Here is a 17,943-nt window from a genome sequence, read left to right as displayed (position 1 = left end):
TCAGATGCTCTCCTTGTAAAGATCGTAGCTGATCTTGCCCTCGGCGATCTCTTCAAACGCGTTCGTGACGTTCTTTGTCGAGCGCGCGAGTTCCGACTTGACCGGGTCGCCCTCGAGGAGCTGCCGTGCACGCTTCGCCGCGAGCACAACCATGCCGTAGCGGCTGTCCACCTTCGTCAGCAGCTCGTCTGTGGAGGGGTTGACCATGCCGATTTCCGCATTCGTTTTCATTATTCGTACCTCGTTCCTTAGTTCTCTATCTCAAACTGCGCCGGGTTCATATCCGCGCGAAACCGCTCCGCCGCGAGAATCGTTTGGATGCGTTTCACCGCGTCTTTTACGGTATCGTTGACGACGGCGTAGCGGTATTTCCTGCCGAGGCGAATCTCGTCCTGCGCCGCACTCAGACGGCGCGCAAGGTTCTCCTCAGTCTCCGTCCCGCGCCCCGTGATGCGGCGTCGCAGTTCCTCAAAGGAGGGCGGCAGGAGGAAGATGAACGTCCCGTCCGGACACCGCTCCATCACGTTCAGTGCCCCCTGCGTGTCGATCTCGAGCAGGATGTCCTCGCCCGCGGCGCGCCGCTCCTCGATGGGGGCGAGCGGCGTACCGTAGTAGTTGCCGTAGACGTCCGCATACTCGAGAAACGCGCCTGCGGCGATCATTTCCTCGAACTCTATGCGCGTGCGGAAGTAATATTCGCGCCCCTCCGCCTCGCCGTCCCGCGGGGCGCGCGAGGTCGCGGAAACGGAGTAGGCAAGCTCCCTCTCGCGGGAGAGGAGTTCCTTACAGACCGCCCCCTTGCCCGTCCCCGAGGCGCCGGAGATGACAATCAGAAGCCCTTTTTTCATTCCGCATCCTCCTTTTCGCCGCCCACGCGGTTCGCGAGCGTCTCCGGCTGGAGCGCCGAGAGCACGATGTGACCGCTGTCCGTGACGATGACGGCACGCGTCCGCCGCTTGTACGTCGCGTCGACGAGCCGTCCCGCGTCGCGCGCATCCTGCACCATGCGCTTGGCGGATGCGGACGTCGGGGCGACGATGGCGACGATGCGCCCGGCGAACACGATGTCGCCGAAACCGATATTCACCGGTCTAATCTCCATGCACTCACTCCAAATTCTGTACCTGCTCGCGCAGTTTTTCGACCTCATTCTTCATCGCGACGACGATCTGCTGTGCATCGGCATTGTTTGCCTTTGACCCGATCGTGTTCACCTCGCGGTTGATCTCCTGCAGGAGGAAATCGAGCCGCCGCCCGACCGGTTCGTCCTCGGCGAGAATCGCGCGGAACTGGGCAAAATGGCTTGCGAGCCGCACCAGCTCCTCCGTCACGTTCACGCGGTCGGCGTAGATCGCCGCCTCCTGCACAATGCGCGTCTCGTCGGGGGTGACGTCCCTAAACTCCGCGAGTACGTCCCTCAGATGCGCGCGGTACTCCGCCACGATCTGCGGCGCGATCTCCTTCACCTGTGTGCGTTGCTCTTCGAGGCGGTCGATGCGCCGCGCGAGGTCACGCGCGATATGTGCGCCTTCCGCCCTTCGCATCCGGTCGAGCGCGTCGAGCGCCCCGCGCACGGCATCCATGAATACCTCTCGCGCACCGGAGATGTCCGCACGCTCGCTGACCTCGATCACGCCGTCTTGCTCTGAAACGATGCGCACGCCGTCACTCAGCGGTGCATCCGCCGCCCGCGCGACCCTCACGAGCGCCGTATAATACGCGCGCGCGAGGCTTTCGTTGACGCGGACATCGTACTCTTTTTCGCTGCGATCCTCGAAGTTCACAAAGATGTCGAGCTTCCCGCGCGCAACACGCGTGCGGATCGTCTCGCGCAGCTCGCTCTCCCACGCGCCGAATGCGCGCGGCATATGTGGGACGATCTCGAGGAACCGCTGATTGACCGACTTCATCTCGACGGTGACGCGGTACGCCTCGGTCTCCACCGTTGCCGCTCCATACCCCGTCATGCTCTTGCGCTGCGTCCCGCTCATACCGCCCCCTGCCATACGCCCGTAAAGACGGGTTCCGCGGGTCCCGTCATGAAGATATGCCCGTCTTCGCGCCACTCCACCCGGATCACGCCGCCGTCGACCTCGATGTCTGCCGCGCGGTCAAGCACGCCGGTCAGGACGCCCGCCGTCAGCGTCGCGCAGGTGCCCGTCCCGCAGGCAAGCGTGATACCCGCGCCGCGCTCCCACACGCGCATCCGCGCATGACTGCGATCCTTTACCTCGACGAACTCCGTGTTGATTTTGCGCGGGAAGAGTTCGTGGTTTTCAAACTGCGCGCCAAGCTCCGCGAGGGGAAAATGCTCCGCGTCGTCCACGAAGATGACCGCGTGCGGATTTCCCATTGAGACGCAGGTCATTTTATATGTGCGCCCCGCAACCGTGATCGGCGCCGCGATGACACGCTCTGTGCCGAAGCCGCGCACGGGAATGTCGTCGCCTGTGAGCACGGGCACGCCCATGTCGACCTCGACCGCCGTCACTTTTCCGTCCTCTATGAGGATGCGCGGCGTCATGATTCCCGCGAGCGTCTCGATCGTGAATTGTTCCTTCTTAATGCGCCCGTATTCGTAGAGATAGCGCGCGAAACAGCGGATGCCGTTGCCGCACATCTCCGGCTCCGTTCCGTCCGGATTGAATTCGCGCATCCGGATATCCGCCGTCTCCGACGGCAAAACGACCATCAGCCCGTCCGCCCCGACGCCAAAATGCCGATCACACATGCGCACGGCGAGCGCCGCGAAGTCCACCGGTTCGCGCGCAAGGAAGTCCACGACGACAAAATCGTTGCCGCAGCCCTGCCATTTGGTAAATTCCATCGTTTTTCCTTGCCTTCCGTTCATTTATTCTTGCTGTATTATACGATGATTTTCCCTTCGGCGCAAGGCACGCTTGCGCATTCCGCCCCGCGGGTGCTATAATTTTCCCCGACACGATTTACGAAAGAAGGATGCTGCTATGAGCCTTGACGGATTCTCCATGTCCGCGCTCGCCGCGGAGCTCGCGGACGCCCTCACGGGCGGGCGCATCGACAAGATCACCCAGCCCAACAAACAGTCCGTTGTTTTCTCTGTCCGTCAGCCGGGCAAAAACCTCCTCCTCTACATCAACACGAACGCGGCCAATCCTGCGGCGTACATCATCGAGACCGCCCCCGAGAACCCGCCCGAGCCGCCGACGTTCTGCATGGTGCTGCGCAAGCAGCTCGAAACGGGACGCATCGCCGCCGTGCGTCAGGAGGGGCGCGACCGCATCCTGCACCTCGACATCGACGTCATCGCGGGCGGCGGACGCATCGTCACGCGCACGCTCACCCTCGAGCTCATCGGCAAATACAGCAACATCATCCTCACCGAGGACGGCACAATCGTCGAAGCCCTGCGCCGCATCGGCGAGAACTCGAGCCGCGTCCGCACCGTCCTGAAGGGACTGCCGTATACACTCCCGCCCGCGCAGGATAAAATGGATTTGCTCTCGGCAAATATCAACGACATCATCACACGCGTACAGTCGGAAAGCGAAGCAAAGCTCTTTCAAGCGCTCATCGGAACATGTCTCGGATTCGGTCCCGTCTCGGCGAAAGAAGTCTGCTTTATGGCGGGGCTCGCGCCGAATATCTCCGTCTCCGCACTCGACGAGGCAGATTTTGTAACGCTCTCCGCTGTACTCGACGAGCTCCGCGCGCTCATGGAGCAACCCGCCCCCTCCCTGCGCCTCGATGAAAACGGCAAGATCACGGCGATGGCGGCGTTCCCGCTCAGCGAGATGCCCGGCACGCGGCGGCTCTCCTATCCGACCGTCAGCGCCCTCATGATCGACGCCGACCGCAGGCTCGGCAGCTACGTTATCCCCGACCGCGAACGGTTCCGCCGTCTCGTACGCACAGAGCTCGCCCGCGCACGCGAAAAATACGGCAAGCTCGACGAGGAGATCGCCGCCGCCGAGAACGCCGAGGAGCAAAAAATTTACGCCGACAATCTCATGACCTACCAGTATCAGTACCAAGATCATGCGGATGCTGAAATCACCGTCGCGAACATCTACAGCGAGAGCGGCGAAGAGCTCACCATCCCGCTCGACCGGCGGCACACGATCATCCAAAATATGCAGGCGTATTACAAAAAATACGACAAGCTCAAACGCGCCCGCACCCTCCTCGCCGTCCAGCAGGAACGCTGCGCCGCGAGCATCCGTCATCTCGAGAGCATTGAGGCATCGCTCGAGGTCTCCACACGGCTCGCCGAGATCGCGGAGATCGAAGACGAACTCATCACGGCCGGTTATCTTCATGAGAAACTGCCGAAGCGCAGCAAAGACCGCCGCGCACAGCCCTTTACCTTCACCGCGCCCGACGGGACGCGCATCCTCGTCGGCAAGAACAACACGCAGAACGACGCACTGACCTTTAAGACTGCCGCCCCCAATGACATTTGGCTGCATGTGCGGGACATCCCCGGCTCGCACGTCGTCCTGCGCACGGGCGGCGCACCCGTCGCCGACGAGACGCTCCACCTCGCCGCGCAGCTCGCCGCACATTTCAGCAAGGCGCGCGGCTCCTCGAACGTCCCCGTCGACTACACCGGTATCCGCTTCGTCAAGAAACCTGCCGGTGCCGTCCCCGGATTCGTCCGCTTCGTCAACGAAAAAACGCTCTTCGTCACCGAGGACGAAGAGCGTCTGAAGGACATTCTCGTACAGGATTCGGCATTGTAATCCGCTCACAATCGGTGCTCTGCGATCACCTTACGCATGTTCCGCAAATTCTCGCGGTACTGCTCGGGAATCTGCCGCGCAATGCCCGCATAAAGCACATCGACAATTGCAAGATGGACAAGCCGTGAAGCGACAGCTTCTGATCGGTAGTGTACTTCGCGTCCCATACCGACCAAGACAATCTCAGCCACACGCGCAAGCCGGGAACGCGCATGGCTTGTGACGGCGATGATCACTGCCCCGCGGCTCTGCGCCAGTTTTACACTCTCAAGGATTTCAACCGTATCGCCCGTATGCGATACCGCAATTACAACATCGCCCGCACCGAGCAGCGCTGCGGATGTGATCTGCATATGGGTATCCGAATATGCCCGTATCGCCATGCCAAACCGCAGAAAACGGGTCTCGATGTCGCGGCATACATTTGCCGAGTTGCCGACGCCGTAGACTGCGATGCGCTTTGCTCCGATGAGCGTTTCCACCGCTCGCTCTACTGCCGCATAGTCGAGCAGTTTCAGCGTATCCTGCAAACCGTCCGTGATATTGCGAAAAATCTTTGCCGTAATGCTCTCAAACGAATCGTCGACGTGTATATCCGTGCTCTCCGCGCCGCCCTCGGCGGACTGTTCGACTGCGACGGCGATCTTGAGACTCTGCCATCCGCTGCATCCGAGTTTCTTGCAAAAGCGCGACACCGTAATCTCAGACGTCCCCGTATCCTCGGCAACCTCCGAGATCGTGCACTCTACCAGATGCTCCATATGCTGCACAATATAATCGGCAATGCGTTTTTCCGCCTTGGTAAGACTCCCATATGCCGTTCGAATACGAGGAAATCGATCCATCTGTTCTGCCGCCATGCCGTCCCCCCTTCCTCCGGTAATTCATTATAGCACAATTTCATATTTTCCCATAGCAAAACAGCCCGCACATCATGTACGGGCTGTTTATCGCAAAAGGCTTTTTCATCAATACGATTGAATCACATGATCCCATTGATGATGAAAACTACCGGGACGATCCGTGCGCTCATAGGTATGTGCCCCGAAATAATCACGCTGTCCCTGTATGAGATTCGCCCCCATCTGCGGAGCGCAGAGCATGTCAAGATAGCTCACGGCGCTCAACAGTGCCGGCACCGGGATACCGTGTGCCGCGGCATATGCGCCGGTACTGCGCAGATCAGGCAGATACGAACGAATCCGTGTAAGGAAAAACTCATCCAGGAGCAGCAGCGGCAGCTCCGGATCCTTCTCGTATGCCGCCGCGATATGCCCTAGAAGCTCTGCCTGAATGATACAGCCGGAACGGAAAATGCGTGCGATCCCGGCATAGTCGAGATGCCATCCATGCGTGCGTGCCGCCGCACGATAAAGCGCAAAGCCCTGCGTGTAGGCAATAATCTTGCCAATGTAGAGGCTCCGCCGCACCGTCTCGACAAAATTCGCCGGGACATCCGCGCGCGGCTCCGTCCCGAACCCTGCAGCGGCAGCCGCACGCTCTGCCGTACAGTTGGACAGAACACGAGCATTGCACGCCGCCGTAATCAAGGACAGGTCAACACCCTCGCGCAGTGCCTCGATGCTCGTCCAGCGCCCCGTCCCCTTTTGTCCCGCACGATCAATAATCCGGTCAATGAGCATACCGCTCCCGAGATCATCCGGTTCACGCAGGATCTTGGACGTAATGCCGACGAGGAAGCTCCTCAGCTCGCCTGTATTCCACTCCCCAAATATATCGGACATCTGCGCATTGTCACAGCCGCCCGCATATTTGAGCAGGAGATACGCTTCTGCAATGAGCTGCATATCCGCATATTCGATGCCGTTGTGCACCATCTTGACATAGTGACCCGCACCGTCCGTACCCATATAGGCACAGCAGGGAACGCCGTCCGCCGCACGTGCTGCGATCGCCTCAAAAAACGGTGCGACATACGCATAGGCATCAGCATCTCCCCCGGGCATAACGGCGGGGCCAAAGCGCGCGCCGCGTTCTCCGCCGGAAACGCCGACGCCGAAATAGAACAGCCCCTTTGACTCGACATATGCCGCACGGCGCACCGTATCCTCAAAGTACGAATTGCCGGTGTCCAAAATCATGTCGCCCGGCTCCATCACCGTGAGCAGCTCGTCAATCACATCGTCCACGGGCTTCCCTGCAAGGATCATCATAATGACCCGACGCGGACGCTCCAACGCTCCTACGAACGCCTTCAGGTCATAATAGCCCTTGATCTGTTCATGCGGGTGCTCTCGGAGTACTTTATCCGTGAGATCCGGCGTAACATTGCAGACAGCGACAGAAAAGCCGTGATCTGCAAAATTGAGCGCAAGATTGCTGCCCATGACGCCCATCCCGTAAACACCGATGTTTGCCACATCACACTTCCTTTCCGACCCATTCTAAGGAATTTTACTTCTGCGTTCCATAAATCTTTTGTACACCGCGATGCGACAACCAGCAGAACGTCATGCAGAGCACAGCGCCGCACATGATGAGGTAAAAGCCGCTGTCCCAGCCGAAGCGGTCGACCACAAAACCGAAGAGCGTAGTTCCCATCGAGCTGCCGACAAGATAGCTCATAAAGCCGCGCAGACCGACCGCCGACCCGAGCGCAAAACTCGGTATGACCTCCATCGCCTGTACCGCTACCATGGACTGCGGGATATAGATAAGACAACCCGTGATCGTCGCAAAGATCGTGATCGCAAAGACAGAGGACGACTGCATGTAGCCGAACACACAGAGGAATACAACAATAAGACATGCAAGAGGGAGGAGCATGACCTTCCCTTTGAAATACTTATCAACGAGCCATCCTGCCACTAAAGTCGACGGAATCGCCGCCCATTCAAAGAGCATGAACGAGACGCCCATCTCCTCGCGCGACAGCCCTTTGACCGTCAGCAGATAGAGCGGAATCCATGTGATCATCCCAAAGCGAACCATGTAGGTAAAGACGTCGATAAGCACGAGGTACCATGAGTTGTCATTTTTGAACACATAGTTATAGAAAATCTGCCACGCCGACATGTCCTTCGGCTTTTCCTGGGCATTCTTGAGGAGTTTTTCCGTGACTGAATCCTCATGCGTCAGTTCCTCAACGGGCGGAAATCCCTCCTCGACCGGACGCCGCTTGACGAGCTTTAACACTACACCTGTGCACAGCAGGGCAATGACCGCAGGAACGATATAGGCCGCAATCCGCCAATGCTCCGTCCCAAGCCATGCCAGTGCCGCACCGACAATCGGCGACACCAGACCGCCGCCAAGATTGTGCGAAATATTCCATGTCGTGCTCGCACGCCCCCGCTGTGACCGAGAGAACCAATGACCGACCGTAATGATAGATGGCCCGACGCCCATTCCTTGACAAAGCCCCAAGAGAATGACCAGCGCCACGAAAATATAAAAACTCGTGCTGAATCCCATCAGGATATTGACCAAAATACAGAGTACTAAGCCAAGCGCCATGAAGTATTTGGGATTAGACTTATCCGCCAGCACGCTCATAAAGCCTTTGCTCAGACCGTACGTGATGAGCATACAGCTGCTCAAGAGCCCGATTTCCGTTGTGCTGAGCTGAAGTTCTTCTTTGAGGTACGGTGTGGAAAAGATGAAGTTATTGCGTACGATATAATACGCCGCATAGCCCACAAAAATACCTACGAGCGATTCCATCTTATACCGATTGAACTTCTTCATGAGCTCAGTATAATCCTTTTGCTCGTCCATGTTTCTCTCCTTTCTCTGCTGTCTGCATCGCCAAATTTAGATCGATGCCCTATACCGCTCAGAAATTTTGGTTTCCGGATAACCTTGATGAAAGTATATCACCGTGCATATATTTATGCAAGATTTATTTCATTTTATATTTTATATTTTGATATATTCCTATCATTTATTGAGATAATAACTTTTTGTTTCCATAGATAAATGAATTTTCTTCTGAATACAGCAAAAGAGCCGTCGTATCTTTCGATACGACGGCTCTTTATTACCGTATTCTTTTGTCAGACCAACTCGATGATCGCCATCGGGGCGGCATCGCCGCGGCGGGGACCGAGCTTCAAGATGCGAGTGTATCCGCTCTTGCGGTCAGTGTACTTCTCTGCGATTTCGCCGAAGAGTTTACGCACAACATCTTCCTCTGCCAGTGCTGCGATGGCCTGACGGCGCGCGCTGAGATCACCGCGTTTTGCGAGCGTGATGAGGCCGTCCGCAAGGGAGCGCAGCTCCTTTGCCTTTGCCTCAGTCGTCTCAATGCGTCCGTACTTGAAGAAGGATGTGAGGATGCTCTTCAGGAGTGCCTTACGGGCCGCAGAATTGCGTCCGAGCTTTCTCATGTGTGTTCCCACTCCTATCGTTATTCGTTTTCCTGTCTCAAGGAGAGTCCAAGCTCCTCAAGTTTTTTCTTCACTTCATCCAGGGATTTGCGCCCGAGATTGCGTACCTTCATCATGTCCTCTTCGGTCTTTTGCGTCAGATCGGCGACGGAGTTAATCCCCGCACGCTTGAGACAGTTGAAGGAACGAACGGAAAGATCCAAATCGTCAATGGTCATCTCGAGCACTTTTGCGCTGTCGTCCACTTCTTCGGGTGGGAAGTTCGCAACTTCCTCCTCCTCCTCGACCACGTTGCCGTCCATGTTCTGGAACAGGCGCAGGTGCATGACCAGGATGGCGGCCGCCTTGCTCACGGCTTCCTCCGGACGGATGGAGCCGTTCGTCCACACATCGAGGATCAGGCGGTCATAGTCCGTGACGTTGCCGACACGCGTGTCCTCCACCGTGTAATTGACGCGATGGACAGGCGAGAAGATGGAGTCGATGGGAATGACGCCGATGGAGTCATCCGGCTTTTTATTCTTATCGGCAGGGACATAGCCTCTGCCGCGTTCGACGGTCATTTCGATCTTGAGTTTGCCCGTCGCGTTCAGCGTCGCGATGTGCAGCTCCGGATTGAGGATCTCAATGTCGCTGCCGCACTCGATGTCGGCCGCCGTGACCTCACGCTCTCCCGCCACGTCAATACGGATGGTATGCGGATCGCTGCCCTGCATTTTGAGGCAGAGCTGCTTGATGTTGAGCACAATGCTCGTGACATCGTCGCGTACGCCCGGGATGGTGGAAAACTCATGAAGTACGCCGTCAATCTGAATGGAGGTCACTGCCGCCCCTTCGAGCGATGAAAGGAGCATACGGCGCAGGCTGTTGCCGAACGTCGTACCGTATCCCGGCTCGAGGGGTTCGCAGACAAAACGCCCGTAGCGTCCGTCCTCGCTGATCTCCGTGATCTCGATTTTCGGTTTCTCGATATCTGTCATCTATGTGCCTCCTCCATAATAAACGCGTAATGCAGACACATTCACATTCATTATTTGGAGTAAAGCTCGACGATGGCCTGCTCGTTGACAGGAACGTCAATCTCCTCACGATGCGGGAAACGTGTCACCGTGCCGGTGAGGTTTGCCTGATCGGCAGTCAGCCATGCGGGAGCGGAAAGTGCATTGCTGCTTTCTTTGAGTTCCTTGAAGAAGGCGCTTGCGCGGCTCTTCTCGGCGACCTCGATCACATCGCCCTCATGCACGAGTGCGGAGGGGATGTCAACGCGCTTGCCGTTCACGGTGAAATGACCGTGGCGGACGAGCTGGCGCGCCTGACGGCGCGTGTTGGCAAGGCCAAGGCGGAACACAACGTTGTCGATGCGGCGCTCGAGGAGGCTGAGGAGGTTCTCACCGGTGACACCGGACATCTTCTTCGCCTTCTCATAATAGCCGCGGAACTGGCGCTCAAGGACACCGTAAATGAACTTGGCCTTCTGCTTTTCCTTGAGCTGGAGGCCGTACTCGGAAACCTTGCGGTTCGTACGGCGGAGCTGGCGCGTGGACTGGCGGGAGCGGCCGAGTGTGGCGGGCTCGAGTCCGAGGGCGCGGCAGCGTTTTAATACCGGTACTCTATCTATTGCCATGCTTTACATACACCTCCTGTTAGACGCGGCGACGCTTCGGCGGACGGCATCCGTTGTGCGGGATGGGCGTCACGTCTTTGATCATGTTGACTTCAAGTCCTGTTGCCTGCAGCGAGCGGATTGCCGCCTCGCGTCCGGCGCCGGGGCCTTTGACAAAGACCTCGACGGACTTGAGTCCATGTTCCATTGCAGCTTTTGCCGCCGTCTCCGCAGCCATCTGTGCCGCGAACGGGGTGCTCTTGCGGGAGCCGCGGAAGCCAAGGCCGCCGGCGCTCGCCCAAGAGAGTGCATTGCCGCTCTTATCCGTGAGCGTAACGATCGTATTATTGAACGTCGAGCTGATGTGTGCAACGCCCGACTCTATGTTCTTGCGAACTTTTTTCTTGGAACGTGTTGTTTTCTTAACAGCCACCTCTACGAGCCTCCTTTACTTTTTCTTGCCTGCAACGGCCTTTTTCGGGCCTTTGCGCGTGCGCGCGTTGTTCTTCGTATTCTGTCCGCGGACAGGCAGGCCGAGACGGTGGCGGCGGCCACGGTAGCAGCCGATATCAACGAGACGCTTGATGTTCATCTGAACCTCGCGGCGAAGATCTCCTTCGACCACGGCGTTCTTGTCGATGGCATCGCGAAGTCTGACGACTTCATCCTCCGTGAGATCCCGCGTACGGGCATCGGGGTTCACGTCTGCAATTGCGAGCAGCTTCTTCGAAGTCGTGAGACCGATTCCATAGATGTACGTCAGGGCGATTTCAATTCTCTTGTCACGGGGCAAATCTACACCGGCAATACGTGCCATAATTACACCTCCTTTTATCCTTGTCTTTGTTTATGCTTGGGATTCTCGCAAATGACCATAACACGGCCCTTGCGCTTGATAATCTTGCATTTTTCACAGATTTTCTTGACAGACGGTCTTACTTTCACGACGCTTCCTCCTTCCGTCCTGCCTGCGTTCAAGTCGATCTTTCCTATTTTAGCACAAAATTTCTTTGATGAAAAGATTTTTTACACTGCATACCTTGTTGCGCTATTATCTTTTATTTGAAGCGATAGGTAATTCGTCCGCGTGTCAGATCGTACGGGGTGAGTTCAATGGTCACTTTGTCGCCCGGCAGAATACGGATGAAGTTCATGCGTATCTTTCCGGAAACGTGAGCAAGGACGACATGTCCGTTCTCAAGCTCGACCTGGAACATCGCATTGGGGAGTTTTTCAACGACTCGTCCCTCTACCTCGATGACATCCTGTTTTGACATACTTCCCTTTCGCTCCTTTTACGCCCCAAGGGCGGCGGAAAGATCCGCCTCGACCTTTGCGATGTCCTGTCTGCCGTCGATCTCCTTGTAGACGCCGGCCTTCCGATAGTACTCGATCAGGGGACGCGTGGAGGATTCGTAGACGGAAAGACGGCTCTTCATGGTGTCCGCACTGTCGTCGGCGCGCTGATAAGTTTCGCCGCCGCAGTCGTCGCAGACGCCCTCGACTTTCGTCGGGTTAAATTTCACATGGAAGGAGTGTCCGCAGGATTTGCAGATACGCCGTCCGACGGCACGCTCGATGAGGTCTTCCGTCGGTACGTTGATGTTCAGTACCGCCGTTAGCTGAAGACCATTATCCTTTAGGATCTCTCCAAGTGCATCCGCCTGTTCCACGGTGCGCGGGAACCCGTCGAGGATGAATCCCTTCCTGCAGTCGGGCTTGCTGAGACGCTGCCGCACAATACCGATGGTAACGCTGTCCGGCACAAGTTTGCCCGCATCCATATAGGACTTGGCCTCTTTGCCGAGCGGTGTTCCCTCTTTCACTGCTTCACGAAACATATCACCCGTGGAGATGTGGAGAATACCGTATCGTTTTACAAGGTTCGTCGCCTGTGTGCCTTTGCCGGCACCCGGGGGACCCATTAAAATGATGTGCATAGACTCTCCTTTATTTCATGAAGCCTTCATAGTTGCGCATGACGACCATGGATTCGATCTGCTTCATCGTCTGCAGGGCAACGCCGACGACGATGAGCAGCGCCGTGCCGCCGAAGTACACGCCCTGAATATGCGTCGCCCCCGCCACCATGTTCGGCAGAACGGCGATGAATGCGAGGAAGAATGCTCCCGCGAGCGTGATGCGGGTCAGCACATAGTCCAGATAGTCCGCAGTCGCCTGTCCGGGGCGAAGCCCGGGGACGAAGCCGCCGTATTTCTTGAGGTTGTCCGCCATATCCTGGATCTTCACCGTCACGGATGTGTAAAAATAGGTAAAGAAGATGATCATGAGGACGTAGAGCGTCGTCTGGAGCGGTTTGCCCCACTCGAGATAACTCGCTACGGTCTTGACCCACGGGATGTCGATGAACTGCGCCACGGTAATTGGGAACATGAGCACCGACGAAGCGAAGATGATCGGGATAACGCCCGCCTGATTGACCTTGAACGGGATATGACTCGAATGCCCCGCCCCCATGCGTCCGCCGACAACACGCTTTGCATAGGTCACCGGAACACGGCGGAAGCCCGTCTCGATGTGGATAACAAAGACGATCATCGCGAGTGCAATCACGGCAAAGGCAAAGACGCTGAAATAGCTGATCGTGCCCGCCTTGAGGTAGGCGTAGATCGTGCCGATATTCTTCGGCAGCGCCGCGACGATACCGGCAAAGATGATCAGTGAGATCCCGTTGCCGACCCCGTTCGCGGTGATCTGCTCACCAAGCCACATGAGGAAGACGGTTCCTGCAGTGAGCGTGATGGCGATGATGAGGATATTCACGGGATTCGGATTGAGGATCGCACTTTTAAGACCGATCGACATGCCGATTGCCTGAAAGAATGCGAGCGCCACCGTCAGATACCGTGTGACCTTCGTCGTCTTCTTCTGCCCCTCCGCACCTTCCTTCGACCACTGCTCAAGCGTCGGTACAACGACGTTGAGGAGCTGAATAATGATGGCTGCGTTGATGTAGGGCGTGATGCTCATCGCAAAGACGGAAAATTTACTGAACGCACCGCCCGAAAAGAGGTCGAGCAGTCCGAACAGTGTCCCCTGCGCGAAGAGTTGTTCGATCGCGCTCGGGTCGACGCCGGGCACGGGAATATGCGTCCCCATGCGGAACACGGCGAACATGATGAGTGTGAATATGATCTTTTGGCGCAGTTCGGGAATCCGGAAGATATTTCCAAGGGCGTCGAGCACCTTAGATCACCTCGACTTTGCCGCCTGCCGCTGCGATCTTGTCCGCTGCCGACTGTGTAAAGCCGTTCGCACGGACGGTGAGGTTCTTAACCGTGAGCTCGCCGTCGCCAAGAATGCGAATGCCGTCACGGACATTCTTGAGGATGCCCGCCTCAATGAGGGCAACGGGGTCAACCGTCGTACCTTCTTCAAAGCAGTTCAGGCTCCCGACGTTCACCTCGGCAAAGGTCTTTGCCCAGATGTTCTTGAAGCCGCGCTTCGGGAGACGGCGATAGAGAGGCATCTGACCGCCTTCAAACCCGGTGCGGACGCCGCCGCCGGAGCGCGCCTTCTGCCCCTTCATGCCGCGGCCGGACGTCTTTCCGAGTCCGGAGCCGATGCCGCGTCCGACGCGCTTGCGCGTCTTCTTCGAACCTTCGGCAGGCTGTAGTTCATGCAGTTTCATAGATTCTTAGCCTCCCCTCTTCAGTCTGCGATCTCTTCCACCGTGATGAGGTGGGAGACTTTATGAAGCTGTCCACGCACGGCAGGCGTGTCGGGAAGCTCTTTTACGGAATTGCGCTTATGGAGCCCGAGGGACTTCACGGTCTTTCGCTGTGTCTCAGGACGACCGATCAGGCTTCGGGTCAAGGTAACTCTGACTTTTGCCATGTTCGTTTCTCCTTATCAGCCAAAGATCTCAGCCACGGATTTGCCGCGCAGAGCCGCAACCTCCGCCGGGCTCTTAAGCCCGAGGAGGCCTTCCATCGTGGCGCGCACCATGTTGTTCGGGTTGGACGAGCCGAGCGACTTCGTGAGGATGTCGCGGACGCCCGCAAGCTCGAGCACCGCACGCGCAGGACCGCCGGCGATGACACCAGTACCTTTGGCGGCGGGCTTTAGGAGCACGCGGCCGGCGCCGAAGATGCCCGTGATCTCATGCGTGATCGTGCGCTCTTCGCGCAGCGGCACTTCGATGAGGCTCTTTTTGGCATCCTCTACGCCCTTGCGGATCGCTTCGGGGACTTCTGCCGCTTTGCCGAGTCCGACGCCGACTTTGCCCTTCTTGTTGCCAACAACAACCAATGCGCTGAAGGAGGAGCGGCGGCCGCCCTTGACAACCTTCGATACGCGGTTGATGAATACGACACGCTCCTCAAACTCCGGCGTCTCGTTTTCGTTATGTCTAGCCATGCTTTCCCTCCTTTAGAATTTGAGTCCGGCTTCGCGTGCCGCCTCGGCGAGAGCAGCGACGCGGCCATGGTAAATGTAGCCGCCGCGGTCAAAGACGACCTCGGTGATGCCCTTTTCGAGGGCGCGCTTTGCAACAGCCTCGCCGATGAGTTTTGCCGCCGCAACATTGCCGCCGTACTGCGCGAAATCCTTGTCCTTGGAGCTCGCGGAGACGAGCGTCACGCCCTTTTCATCATCAATGATCTGTGCGTAGATGTTCTTGAGGCTGCGGAACACGTTGAGACGCGGACGCGCAGCTGTGCCCGCAATATGGTTGCGCACACGCAGATGGCGCTTCTGACGCGCCTTATTCTTATCCTGTTTGATAAGCACAGAGTGTCACTCCTCTCCTTCTTATTTCTTGCCCTTCGCGCCGGCTTTGCCCTCTTTGCGGCGGACATGCTCTCCGGCGTACTTGATACCCTTGCCCTTATACGGCTCGGGCTGACGATGGGCGCGAATCTCTGCGGCGGTCTGACCGACGGTCTCCTTATTGATGCCGGAGATCGTGATCACGGTTGCCGAGGGGCACTCGAACGTGATGCCCTCGGGCGGTTCGACGATCACGGGATGCGAGAAGCCGAGCGAGAGATTGAGGTTCTTGCCCTGCTTGGCCGCGCGGTAGCCGACGCCGCTGATTTCAAGGGTCTTTGTAAAACCTTCCGACACGCCGACCACCATGTTGTGGATGAGGCTGCGGGAAAGGCCGTGCAGCGACCTGTGCTGTTTATCGTCGGAAGGACGTGCGACCGTAACGACCGCGCCCTCGACGGTGATTTTCATATCCGGATGGATGACGCGTGAAAGCTCGCCCTTCGGGCCTTTGACCTTCACGAGATTATCCGCACCGACCGTGACGGTAACGCCGGACGGGATGTCAATCGGTGCTCTTCCAATTCTTGACATTCTTACACCTCCTGCCTGTGCATTACCATACGAATGCGAGCACTTCGCCGCCGAGACCTGCCTTGCGTGCATCCTTGTCGCTCATGATCCCCTTCGATGTGGAGATCACGGAGATGCCGAGGCCGCCGTAGACACGCGGGAGTGCATCGTGCTTTGCATACTGGCGCAGTCCGGGTTTCGAGACGCGCTTTAGGCCGGAGATAACATGCTCACGCTTTGCTCCATACTTCAGCGTGACGGTGAGAACGCCCTGCTTGCCGTCCTCTTTGAAGGTATAATCCTTGATGAAGCCTTCTTTTTTCAAGACCTCTGCAATCGCGGTCTTGACCTTTGACCCCGGGATTGCGACGCTCTCGTGGTAGACCGAGTTTGCGTTGCGGATGCGGGTCAGCATATCTGCAATAGGATCAGTCATTGCCATGAATCGATATCCTCCTTTGTGTTTGTCTTACCAGCTTGCCTTCGTTACACCAGGGATGGCGCCCTTGTAACTCTGCTCACGGAAGCAGATACGGCACATGTCGAATTTGCGGATATATCCGTGCGGACGTCCGCAGATCTTGCAGCGGTTATACTTGCGTGTCGAGAATTTGGGCTCTTTGCTCCATTTCTCAATCATTGCCTTCTTTGCCACAGTTGTTCCTCCTTGTGGTTACGCGCAGAACGGCATACCCATGAGACGGAGCAGCTCTTTAGCCTCTTCGTCGGTATGCGCGCTCGTGACGATGACGATATTCATGCCGCGGATCTTGTCGATCTTATCGTAGTCAATTTCGGGGAAAATGAGCTGTTCGCGCAGTCCCACGGCGTAGTTGCCGCGCCCGTCGAACGCCTTCTCACTGACGCCGCGGAAATCGCGGACGCGCGGAAGCGCCACATTCATGAATTTATCGAGGAACTGATACATACGAGTGCCGCGCAGCGTGACCTTGCAGCCGATCGGCATACCCTCGCGCAGCTTCCATGCGGCGAGAGATTTCTTCGCGCGCGTGAGCTGGGGCTTCTGACCTGCGATTGCGGCGAGATCCGTCACGGCGGCGTCGAGTGCCTTGGGGTTGCCGACGGCTTCGCCGACGCCCATGTTGATGATGACCTTCTCGACTTTGGGGAGCTGCATAACGTTCTTATAGCCGAACTTTTCGGTCAGCGCCGGGGCAACTTCCTTCTGATACTTTTCCTTGAGTCTTTCCACTTTGCGTATTCCTCCTTTCCGCTAAAGATTACTGCTCGATCGCTTCGCCGCACTTCTTGCAGGCACGGATCTTGCGCCCGTCAACGAAGCGGTGTGCGATGCGCGTGGCCTTACCGCAGGCGGGGCAGACGAGCTGCACCTTACTCGCGAAGAGCGGTGCTTCCTTCGTGATGATTCCGCCCTGCGGAGCACTCTGGCTGGGTTTCGTGTGGCGCTTCACCTTGTTGACGCCCTCGACGATGACCTTGCCCTTCTTGGGCTGCGCCTCGATGACCTTGCCCTGCTTGCCCTTATCCTTGCCGGAAAGAACGAGAACCGTATCGCCCTTCTTGACATTCAGCTTTGCCAGCGACAAAATAACACCTCCTCCTCAAAGTACTTCGGGAGCGAGCGAGACGATCTTCATGAAATCCTTCTCGCGCAGCTCGCGGGCAACGGGTCCAAAAATGCGCGTTCCGCGCGGAGTGTGATCGTCTTTGATGATCACTGCTGCATTCTCGTCAAAACGGATGTAGGAACCGTCGGCGCGGCGCTTGCCCTTGACGCTGCGAACGACGACCGCCTTCACGACGTCGCCCTTCTTCACGGTACCGCCCGGCGCCGCCGACTTCACCGATGCGACGATCACGTCGCCGATGTTGGCATACTTGCGGTACGAGCCGCCCAGCACACGAATGCAGAGGATTTCCTTGGCTCCTGTGTTATCGCCGACATTCAGGATTGTTTCCTGCTGTATCATTGATTGCTTCCTCC

Annotated in this window: 28 protein-coding genes; 1 reads left to right on the top strand and 27 read right to left on the bottom strand. The window is 57.4% G+C overall.

The genetic code is table 11. From position 1 onward, the window contains the following. Genes rpoZ through dapF form a run of 5 tightly spaced genes read right to left on the bottom strand, consistent with a single transcriptional unit; the run spans position 1 to position 2,827 of the window. Positions 1-231 carry a DNA-directed RNA polymerase subunit omega gene (gene rpoZ, locus HMPREF9162_RS03250; RefSeq protein WP_009349650.1) on the bottom strand — a complete coding sequence of 77 codons (231 nt, stop codon included), beginning with the start codon at positions 229-231 and terminating at the stop codon, positions 1-3. Positions 232-248: 17 nt separating this feature from the next. Continuing rightward, on the bottom strand, positions 249-848 hold the full coding sequence (gmk, locus tag HMPREF9162_RS03245) for a guanylate kinase (protein WP_009752672.1): 600 nt from the start codon (positions 846-848) through the stop codon (positions 249-251). After that, positions 845-1,102, bottom strand: a complete 258-nt coding sequence (locus HMPREF9162_RS03240; RefSeq protein ID WP_009349648.1) for a DUF370 domain-containing protein — start codon at positions 1,100-1,102, stop codon at positions 845-847. Before HMPREF9162_RS03240 ends, gmk begins: the two co-directional genes overlap by 4 nt. A 4-nt stretch (positions 1,103-1,106) precedes the next feature. Next, positions 1,107-1,991 (bottom strand): YicC/YloC family endoribonuclease, encoded by an 885-nt coding sequence (locus HMPREF9162_RS03235; RefSeq protein ID WP_009752495.1) that lies wholly within the window; start codon positions 1,989-1,991, stop codon positions 1,107-1,109. Continuing rightward, positions 1,988-2,827 (bottom strand): diaminopimelate epimerase, encoded by an 840-nt coding sequence (gene dapF, locus HMPREF9162_RS03230; protein ID WP_009438229.1) that lies wholly within the window; start codon positions 2,825-2,827, stop codon positions 1,988-1,990. Before dapF ends, HMPREF9162_RS03235 begins: the two co-directional genes overlap by 4 nt. Before the next feature lie 139 nt (positions 2,828-2,966). Here dapF and HMPREF9162_RS03225 point away from each other — a divergent pair, with 139 nt between their 5' ends. After that, positions 2,967-4,721, top strand: coding sequence for an NFACT family protein (locus tag HMPREF9162_RS03225; RefSeq protein ID WP_009752684.1), 1,755 nt, complete (start codon positions 2,967-2,969; stop codon positions 4,719-4,721). 5 nt (positions 4,722-4,726) lie between these two features. On the opposite strand, the gene HMPREF9162_RS03220 is transcribed toward HMPREF9162_RS03225, so the two are convergent. The 22 genes from HMPREF9162_RS03220 to rplN all read right to left on the bottom strand — a co-directional run bounded on the left by HMPREF9162_RS03220 (position 4,727) and on the right by rplN (position 17,929). Beyond that, entirely contained in the window at positions 4,727-5,581 is an 855-nt protein-coding gene (locus HMPREF9162_RS03220; protein ID WP_009752577.1) for a MurR/RpiR family transcriptional regulator, read from the bottom strand. A 108-nt stretch (positions 5,582-5,689) separates the two neighbouring features. Further along, entirely contained in the window at positions 5,690-7,102 is a 1,413-nt protein-coding gene (gndA, locus tag HMPREF9162_RS03215; protein ID WP_009752776.1) for an NADP-dependent phosphogluconate dehydrogenase, read from the bottom strand. A 34-nt stretch (positions 7,103-7,136) separates the two neighbouring features. Beyond that, complete coding sequence (locus HMPREF9162_RS03210; RefSeq protein ID WP_009752504.1) at positions 7,137-8,459, bottom strand: MFS transporter; 1,323 nt, start codon at positions 8,457-8,459, stop codon at positions 7,137-7,139. 278 nt (positions 8,460-8,737) lie between these two features. After that, complete coding sequence (gene rplQ, locus HMPREF9162_RS03205; protein WP_009349641.1) at positions 8,738-9,070, bottom strand: 50S ribosomal protein L17; 333 nt, start codon at positions 9,068-9,070, stop codon at positions 8,738-8,740. Positions 9,071-9,090: 20 nt separating this feature from the next. Continuing rightward, a complete protein-coding gene (locus HMPREF9162_RS03200) occupies positions 9,091-10,050 on the bottom strand; it encodes a DNA-directed RNA polymerase subunit alpha (RefSeq protein WP_009349640.1) in 960 nt (319 codons plus the stop codon). 50 nt (positions 10,051-10,100) lie between these two features. Further along, positions 10,101-10,694 (bottom strand): 30S ribosomal protein S4, encoded by a 594-nt coding sequence (rpsD, locus tag HMPREF9162_RS03195; protein WP_009349639.1) that lies wholly within the window; start codon positions 10,692-10,694, stop codon positions 10,101-10,103. 19 nt (positions 10,695-10,713) lie between these two features. Continuing rightward, the gene (gene rpsK / locus HMPREF9162_RS03190; protein ID WP_009349638.1) at positions 10,714-11,106 is read right to left on the bottom strand and encodes a 30S ribosomal protein S11; all 393 of its coding nucleotides are present in this window, start codon (positions 11,104-11,106) and stop codon (positions 10,714-10,716) included. 15 nt (positions 11,107-11,121) lie between these two features. Next, positions 11,122-11,490, bottom strand: a complete 369-nt coding sequence (rpsM, locus tag HMPREF9162_RS03185) for a 30S ribosomal protein S13 (protein WP_009349637.1) — start codon at positions 11,488-11,490, stop codon at positions 11,122-11,124. A 14-nt stretch (positions 11,491-11,504) separates the two neighbouring features. Further along, a complete protein-coding gene (gene rpmJ, locus HMPREF9162_RS11855) occupies positions 11,505-11,618 on the bottom strand; it encodes a 50S ribosomal protein L36 (protein WP_006307538.1) in 114 nt (37 codons plus the stop codon). A 113-nt stretch (positions 11,619-11,731) separates the two neighbouring features. Continuing rightward, the gene (gene infA / locus HMPREF9162_RS03180) at positions 11,732-11,950 is read right to left on the bottom strand and encodes a translation initiation factor IF-1 (RefSeq protein ID WP_006307539.1); all 219 of its coding nucleotides are present in this window, start codon (positions 11,948-11,950) and stop codon (positions 11,732-11,734) included. Positions 11,951-11,968: 18 nt separating this feature from the next. Further along, entirely contained in the window at positions 11,969-12,613 is a 645-nt protein-coding gene (locus tag HMPREF9162_RS03175) for an adenylate kinase (RefSeq protein WP_009752526.1), read from the bottom strand. Positions 12,614-12,623: 10 nt separating this feature from the next. Continuing rightward, positions 12,624-13,880 carry a preprotein translocase subunit SecY gene (gene secY, locus HMPREF9162_RS03170; protein WP_009349634.1) on the bottom strand — a complete coding sequence of 419 codons (1,257 nt, stop codon included), beginning with the start codon at positions 13,878-13,880 and terminating at the stop codon, positions 12,624-12,626. A gap of 1 nt (position 13,881) precedes the next feature. Then, complete coding sequence (gene rplO, locus HMPREF9162_RS03165) at positions 13,882-14,325, bottom strand: 50S ribosomal protein L15 (protein WP_009657268.1); 444 nt, start codon at positions 14,323-14,325, stop codon at positions 13,882-13,884. Positions 14,326-14,345: 20 nt separating this feature from the next. Beyond that, positions 14,346-14,531 carry a 50S ribosomal protein L30 gene (rpmD, locus tag HMPREF9162_RS03160; RefSeq protein ID WP_009349632.1) on the bottom strand — a complete coding sequence of 62 codons (186 nt, stop codon included), beginning with the start codon at positions 14,529-14,531 and terminating at the stop codon, positions 14,346-14,348. Between the two features lie 15 nt (positions 14,532-14,546). Further along, entirely contained in the window at positions 14,547-15,053 is a 507-nt protein-coding gene (gene rpsE / locus HMPREF9162_RS03155; RefSeq protein ID WP_009438293.1) for a 30S ribosomal protein S5, read from the bottom strand. Positions 15,054-15,065: 12 nt separating this feature from the next. Further along, positions 15,066-15,425 (bottom strand): 50S ribosomal protein L18, encoded by a 360-nt coding sequence (gene rplR / locus HMPREF9162_RS03150; protein WP_009349630.1) that lies wholly within the window; start codon positions 15,423-15,425, stop codon positions 15,066-15,068. Between the two features lie 21 nt (positions 15,426-15,446). Further along, positions 15,447-15,998 (bottom strand): 50S ribosomal protein L6, encoded by a 552-nt coding sequence (rplF, locus tag HMPREF9162_RS03145; protein WP_009657417.1) that lies wholly within the window; start codon positions 15,996-15,998, stop codon positions 15,447-15,449. A gap of 22 nt (positions 15,999-16,020) precedes the next feature. Then, positions 16,021-16,419: a 30S ribosomal protein S8 gene (gene rpsH, locus HMPREF9162_RS03140; RefSeq protein WP_009349628.1), complete on the bottom strand. Its 399-nt coding sequence runs from the start codon at positions 16,417-16,419 to the stop codon at positions 16,021-16,023. Positions 16,420-16,446: 27 nt separating this feature from the next. Further along, positions 16,447-16,632, bottom strand: coding sequence for a type Z 30S ribosomal protein S14 (locus tag HMPREF9162_RS03135; protein ID WP_006307548.1), 186 nt, complete (start codon positions 16,630-16,632; stop codon positions 16,447-16,449). 18 nt (positions 16,633-16,650) lie between these two features. Next, a complete protein-coding gene (rplE, locus tag HMPREF9162_RS03130) occupies positions 16,651-17,190 on the bottom strand; it encodes a 50S ribosomal protein L5 (RefSeq protein ID WP_009752536.1) in 540 nt (179 codons plus the stop codon). A gap of 28 nt (positions 17,191-17,218) precedes the next feature. Then, positions 17,219-17,545, bottom strand: coding sequence for a 50S ribosomal protein L24 (gene rplX / locus HMPREF9162_RS03125; protein ID WP_009349627.1), 327 nt, complete (start codon positions 17,543-17,545; stop codon positions 17,219-17,221). 15 nt (positions 17,546-17,560) lie between these two features. Further along, entirely contained in the window at positions 17,561-17,929 is a 369-nt protein-coding gene (gene rplN / locus HMPREF9162_RS03120) for a 50S ribosomal protein L14 (protein ID WP_009349626.1), read from the bottom strand. Positions 17,930-17,943 lie beyond the last annotated feature (14 nt).

The sequence above is a fragment of the Selenomonas sp. oral taxon 137 str. F0430 genome (genome assembly GCF_000183625.1).
Lineage (GTDB): Bacteria > Bacillota > Negativicutes > Selenomonadales > Selenomonadaceae > Centipeda > Centipeda artemidis.
This window is presented reverse-complemented; position numbering and strand designations above follow the sequence as displayed.

Excerpts from the sequence above, each read along its gene's own strand:
- rpoZ (WP_009349650.1), bottom strand. The coding sequence starts at position 231 with ATGAAAACGAATGCGGAAATCGGCATGGTCAACCCCTCCACAGACGAG.
- gmk (WP_009752672.1), bottom strand. The coding sequence starts at position 848 with ATGAAAAAAGGGCTTCTGATTGTCATCTCCGGCGCCTCGGGGACGGGC.
- HMPREF9162_RS03240 (WP_009349648.1), bottom strand. The coding sequence starts at position 1,102 with ATGGAGATTAGACCGGTGAATATCGGTTTCGGCGACATCGTGTTCGCC.
- HMPREF9162_RS03235 (WP_009752495.1), bottom strand. The coding sequence starts at position 1,991 with ATGAGCGGGACGCAGCGCAAGAGCATGACGGGGTATGGAGCGGCAACG.
- dapF (WP_009438229.1), bottom strand. The coding sequence starts at position 2,827 with ATGGAATTTACCAAATGGCAGGGCTGCGGCAACGATTTTGTCGTCGTG.
- HMPREF9162_RS03225 (WP_009752684.1), top strand. The coding sequence starts at position 2,967 with ATGAGCCTTGACGGATTCTCCATGTCCGCGCTCGCCGCGGAGCTCGCG.
- HMPREF9162_RS03220 (WP_009752577.1), bottom strand. The coding sequence starts at position 5,581 with ATGGCGGCAGAACAGATGGATCGATTTCCTCGTATTCGAACGGCATAT.
- HMPREF9162_RS03210 (WP_009752504.1), bottom strand. The coding sequence starts at position 8,459 with ATGGACGAGCAAAAGGATTATACTGAGCTCATGAAGAAGTTCAATCGG.
- rplQ (WP_009349641.1), bottom strand. The coding sequence starts at position 9,070 with ATGAGAAAGCTCGGACGCAATTCTGCGGCCCGTAAGGCACTCCTGAAG.
- HMPREF9162_RS03200 (WP_009349640.1), bottom strand. The coding sequence starts at position 10,050 with ATGACAGATATCGAGAAACCGAAAATCGAGATCACGGAGATCAGCGAG.
- rpsD (WP_009349639.1), bottom strand. The coding sequence starts at position 10,694 with ATGGCAATAGATAGAGTACCGGTATTAAAACGCTGCCGCGCCCTCGGA.
- rpsM (WP_009349637.1), bottom strand. The coding sequence starts at position 11,490 with ATGGCACGTATTGCCGGTGTAGATTTGCCCCGTGACAAGAGAATTGAA.
- infA (WP_006307539.1), bottom strand. The coding sequence starts at position 11,950 with ATGTCAAAACAGGATGTCATCGAGGTAGAGGGACGAGTCGTTGAAAAA.
- HMPREF9162_RS03175 (WP_009752526.1), bottom strand. The coding sequence starts at position 12,613 with ATGCACATCATTTTAATGGGTCCCCCGGGTGCCGGCAAAGGCACACAG.
- rplO (WP_009657268.1), bottom strand. The coding sequence starts at position 14,325 with ATGAAACTGCATGAACTACAGCCTGCCGAAGGTTCGAAGAAGACGCGC.
- rpmD (WP_009349632.1), bottom strand. The coding sequence starts at position 14,531 with ATGGCAAAAGTCAGAGTTACCTTGACCCGAAGCCTGATCGGTCGTCCT.
- rpsE (WP_009438293.1), bottom strand. The coding sequence starts at position 15,053 with ATGGCTAGACATAACGAAAACGAGACGCCGGAGTTTGAGGAGCGTGTC.
- rplF (WP_009657417.1), bottom strand. The coding sequence starts at position 15,998 with ATGTCAAGAATTGGAAGAGCACCGATTGACATCCCGTCCGGCGTTACC.
- rpsH (WP_009349628.1), bottom strand. The coding sequence starts at position 16,419 with ATGGCAATGACTGATCCTATTGCAGATATGCTGACCCGCATCCGCAAC.
- rplN (WP_009349626.1), bottom strand. The coding sequence starts at position 17,929 with ATGATACAGCAGGAAACAATCCTGAATGTCGGCGATAACACAGGAGCC.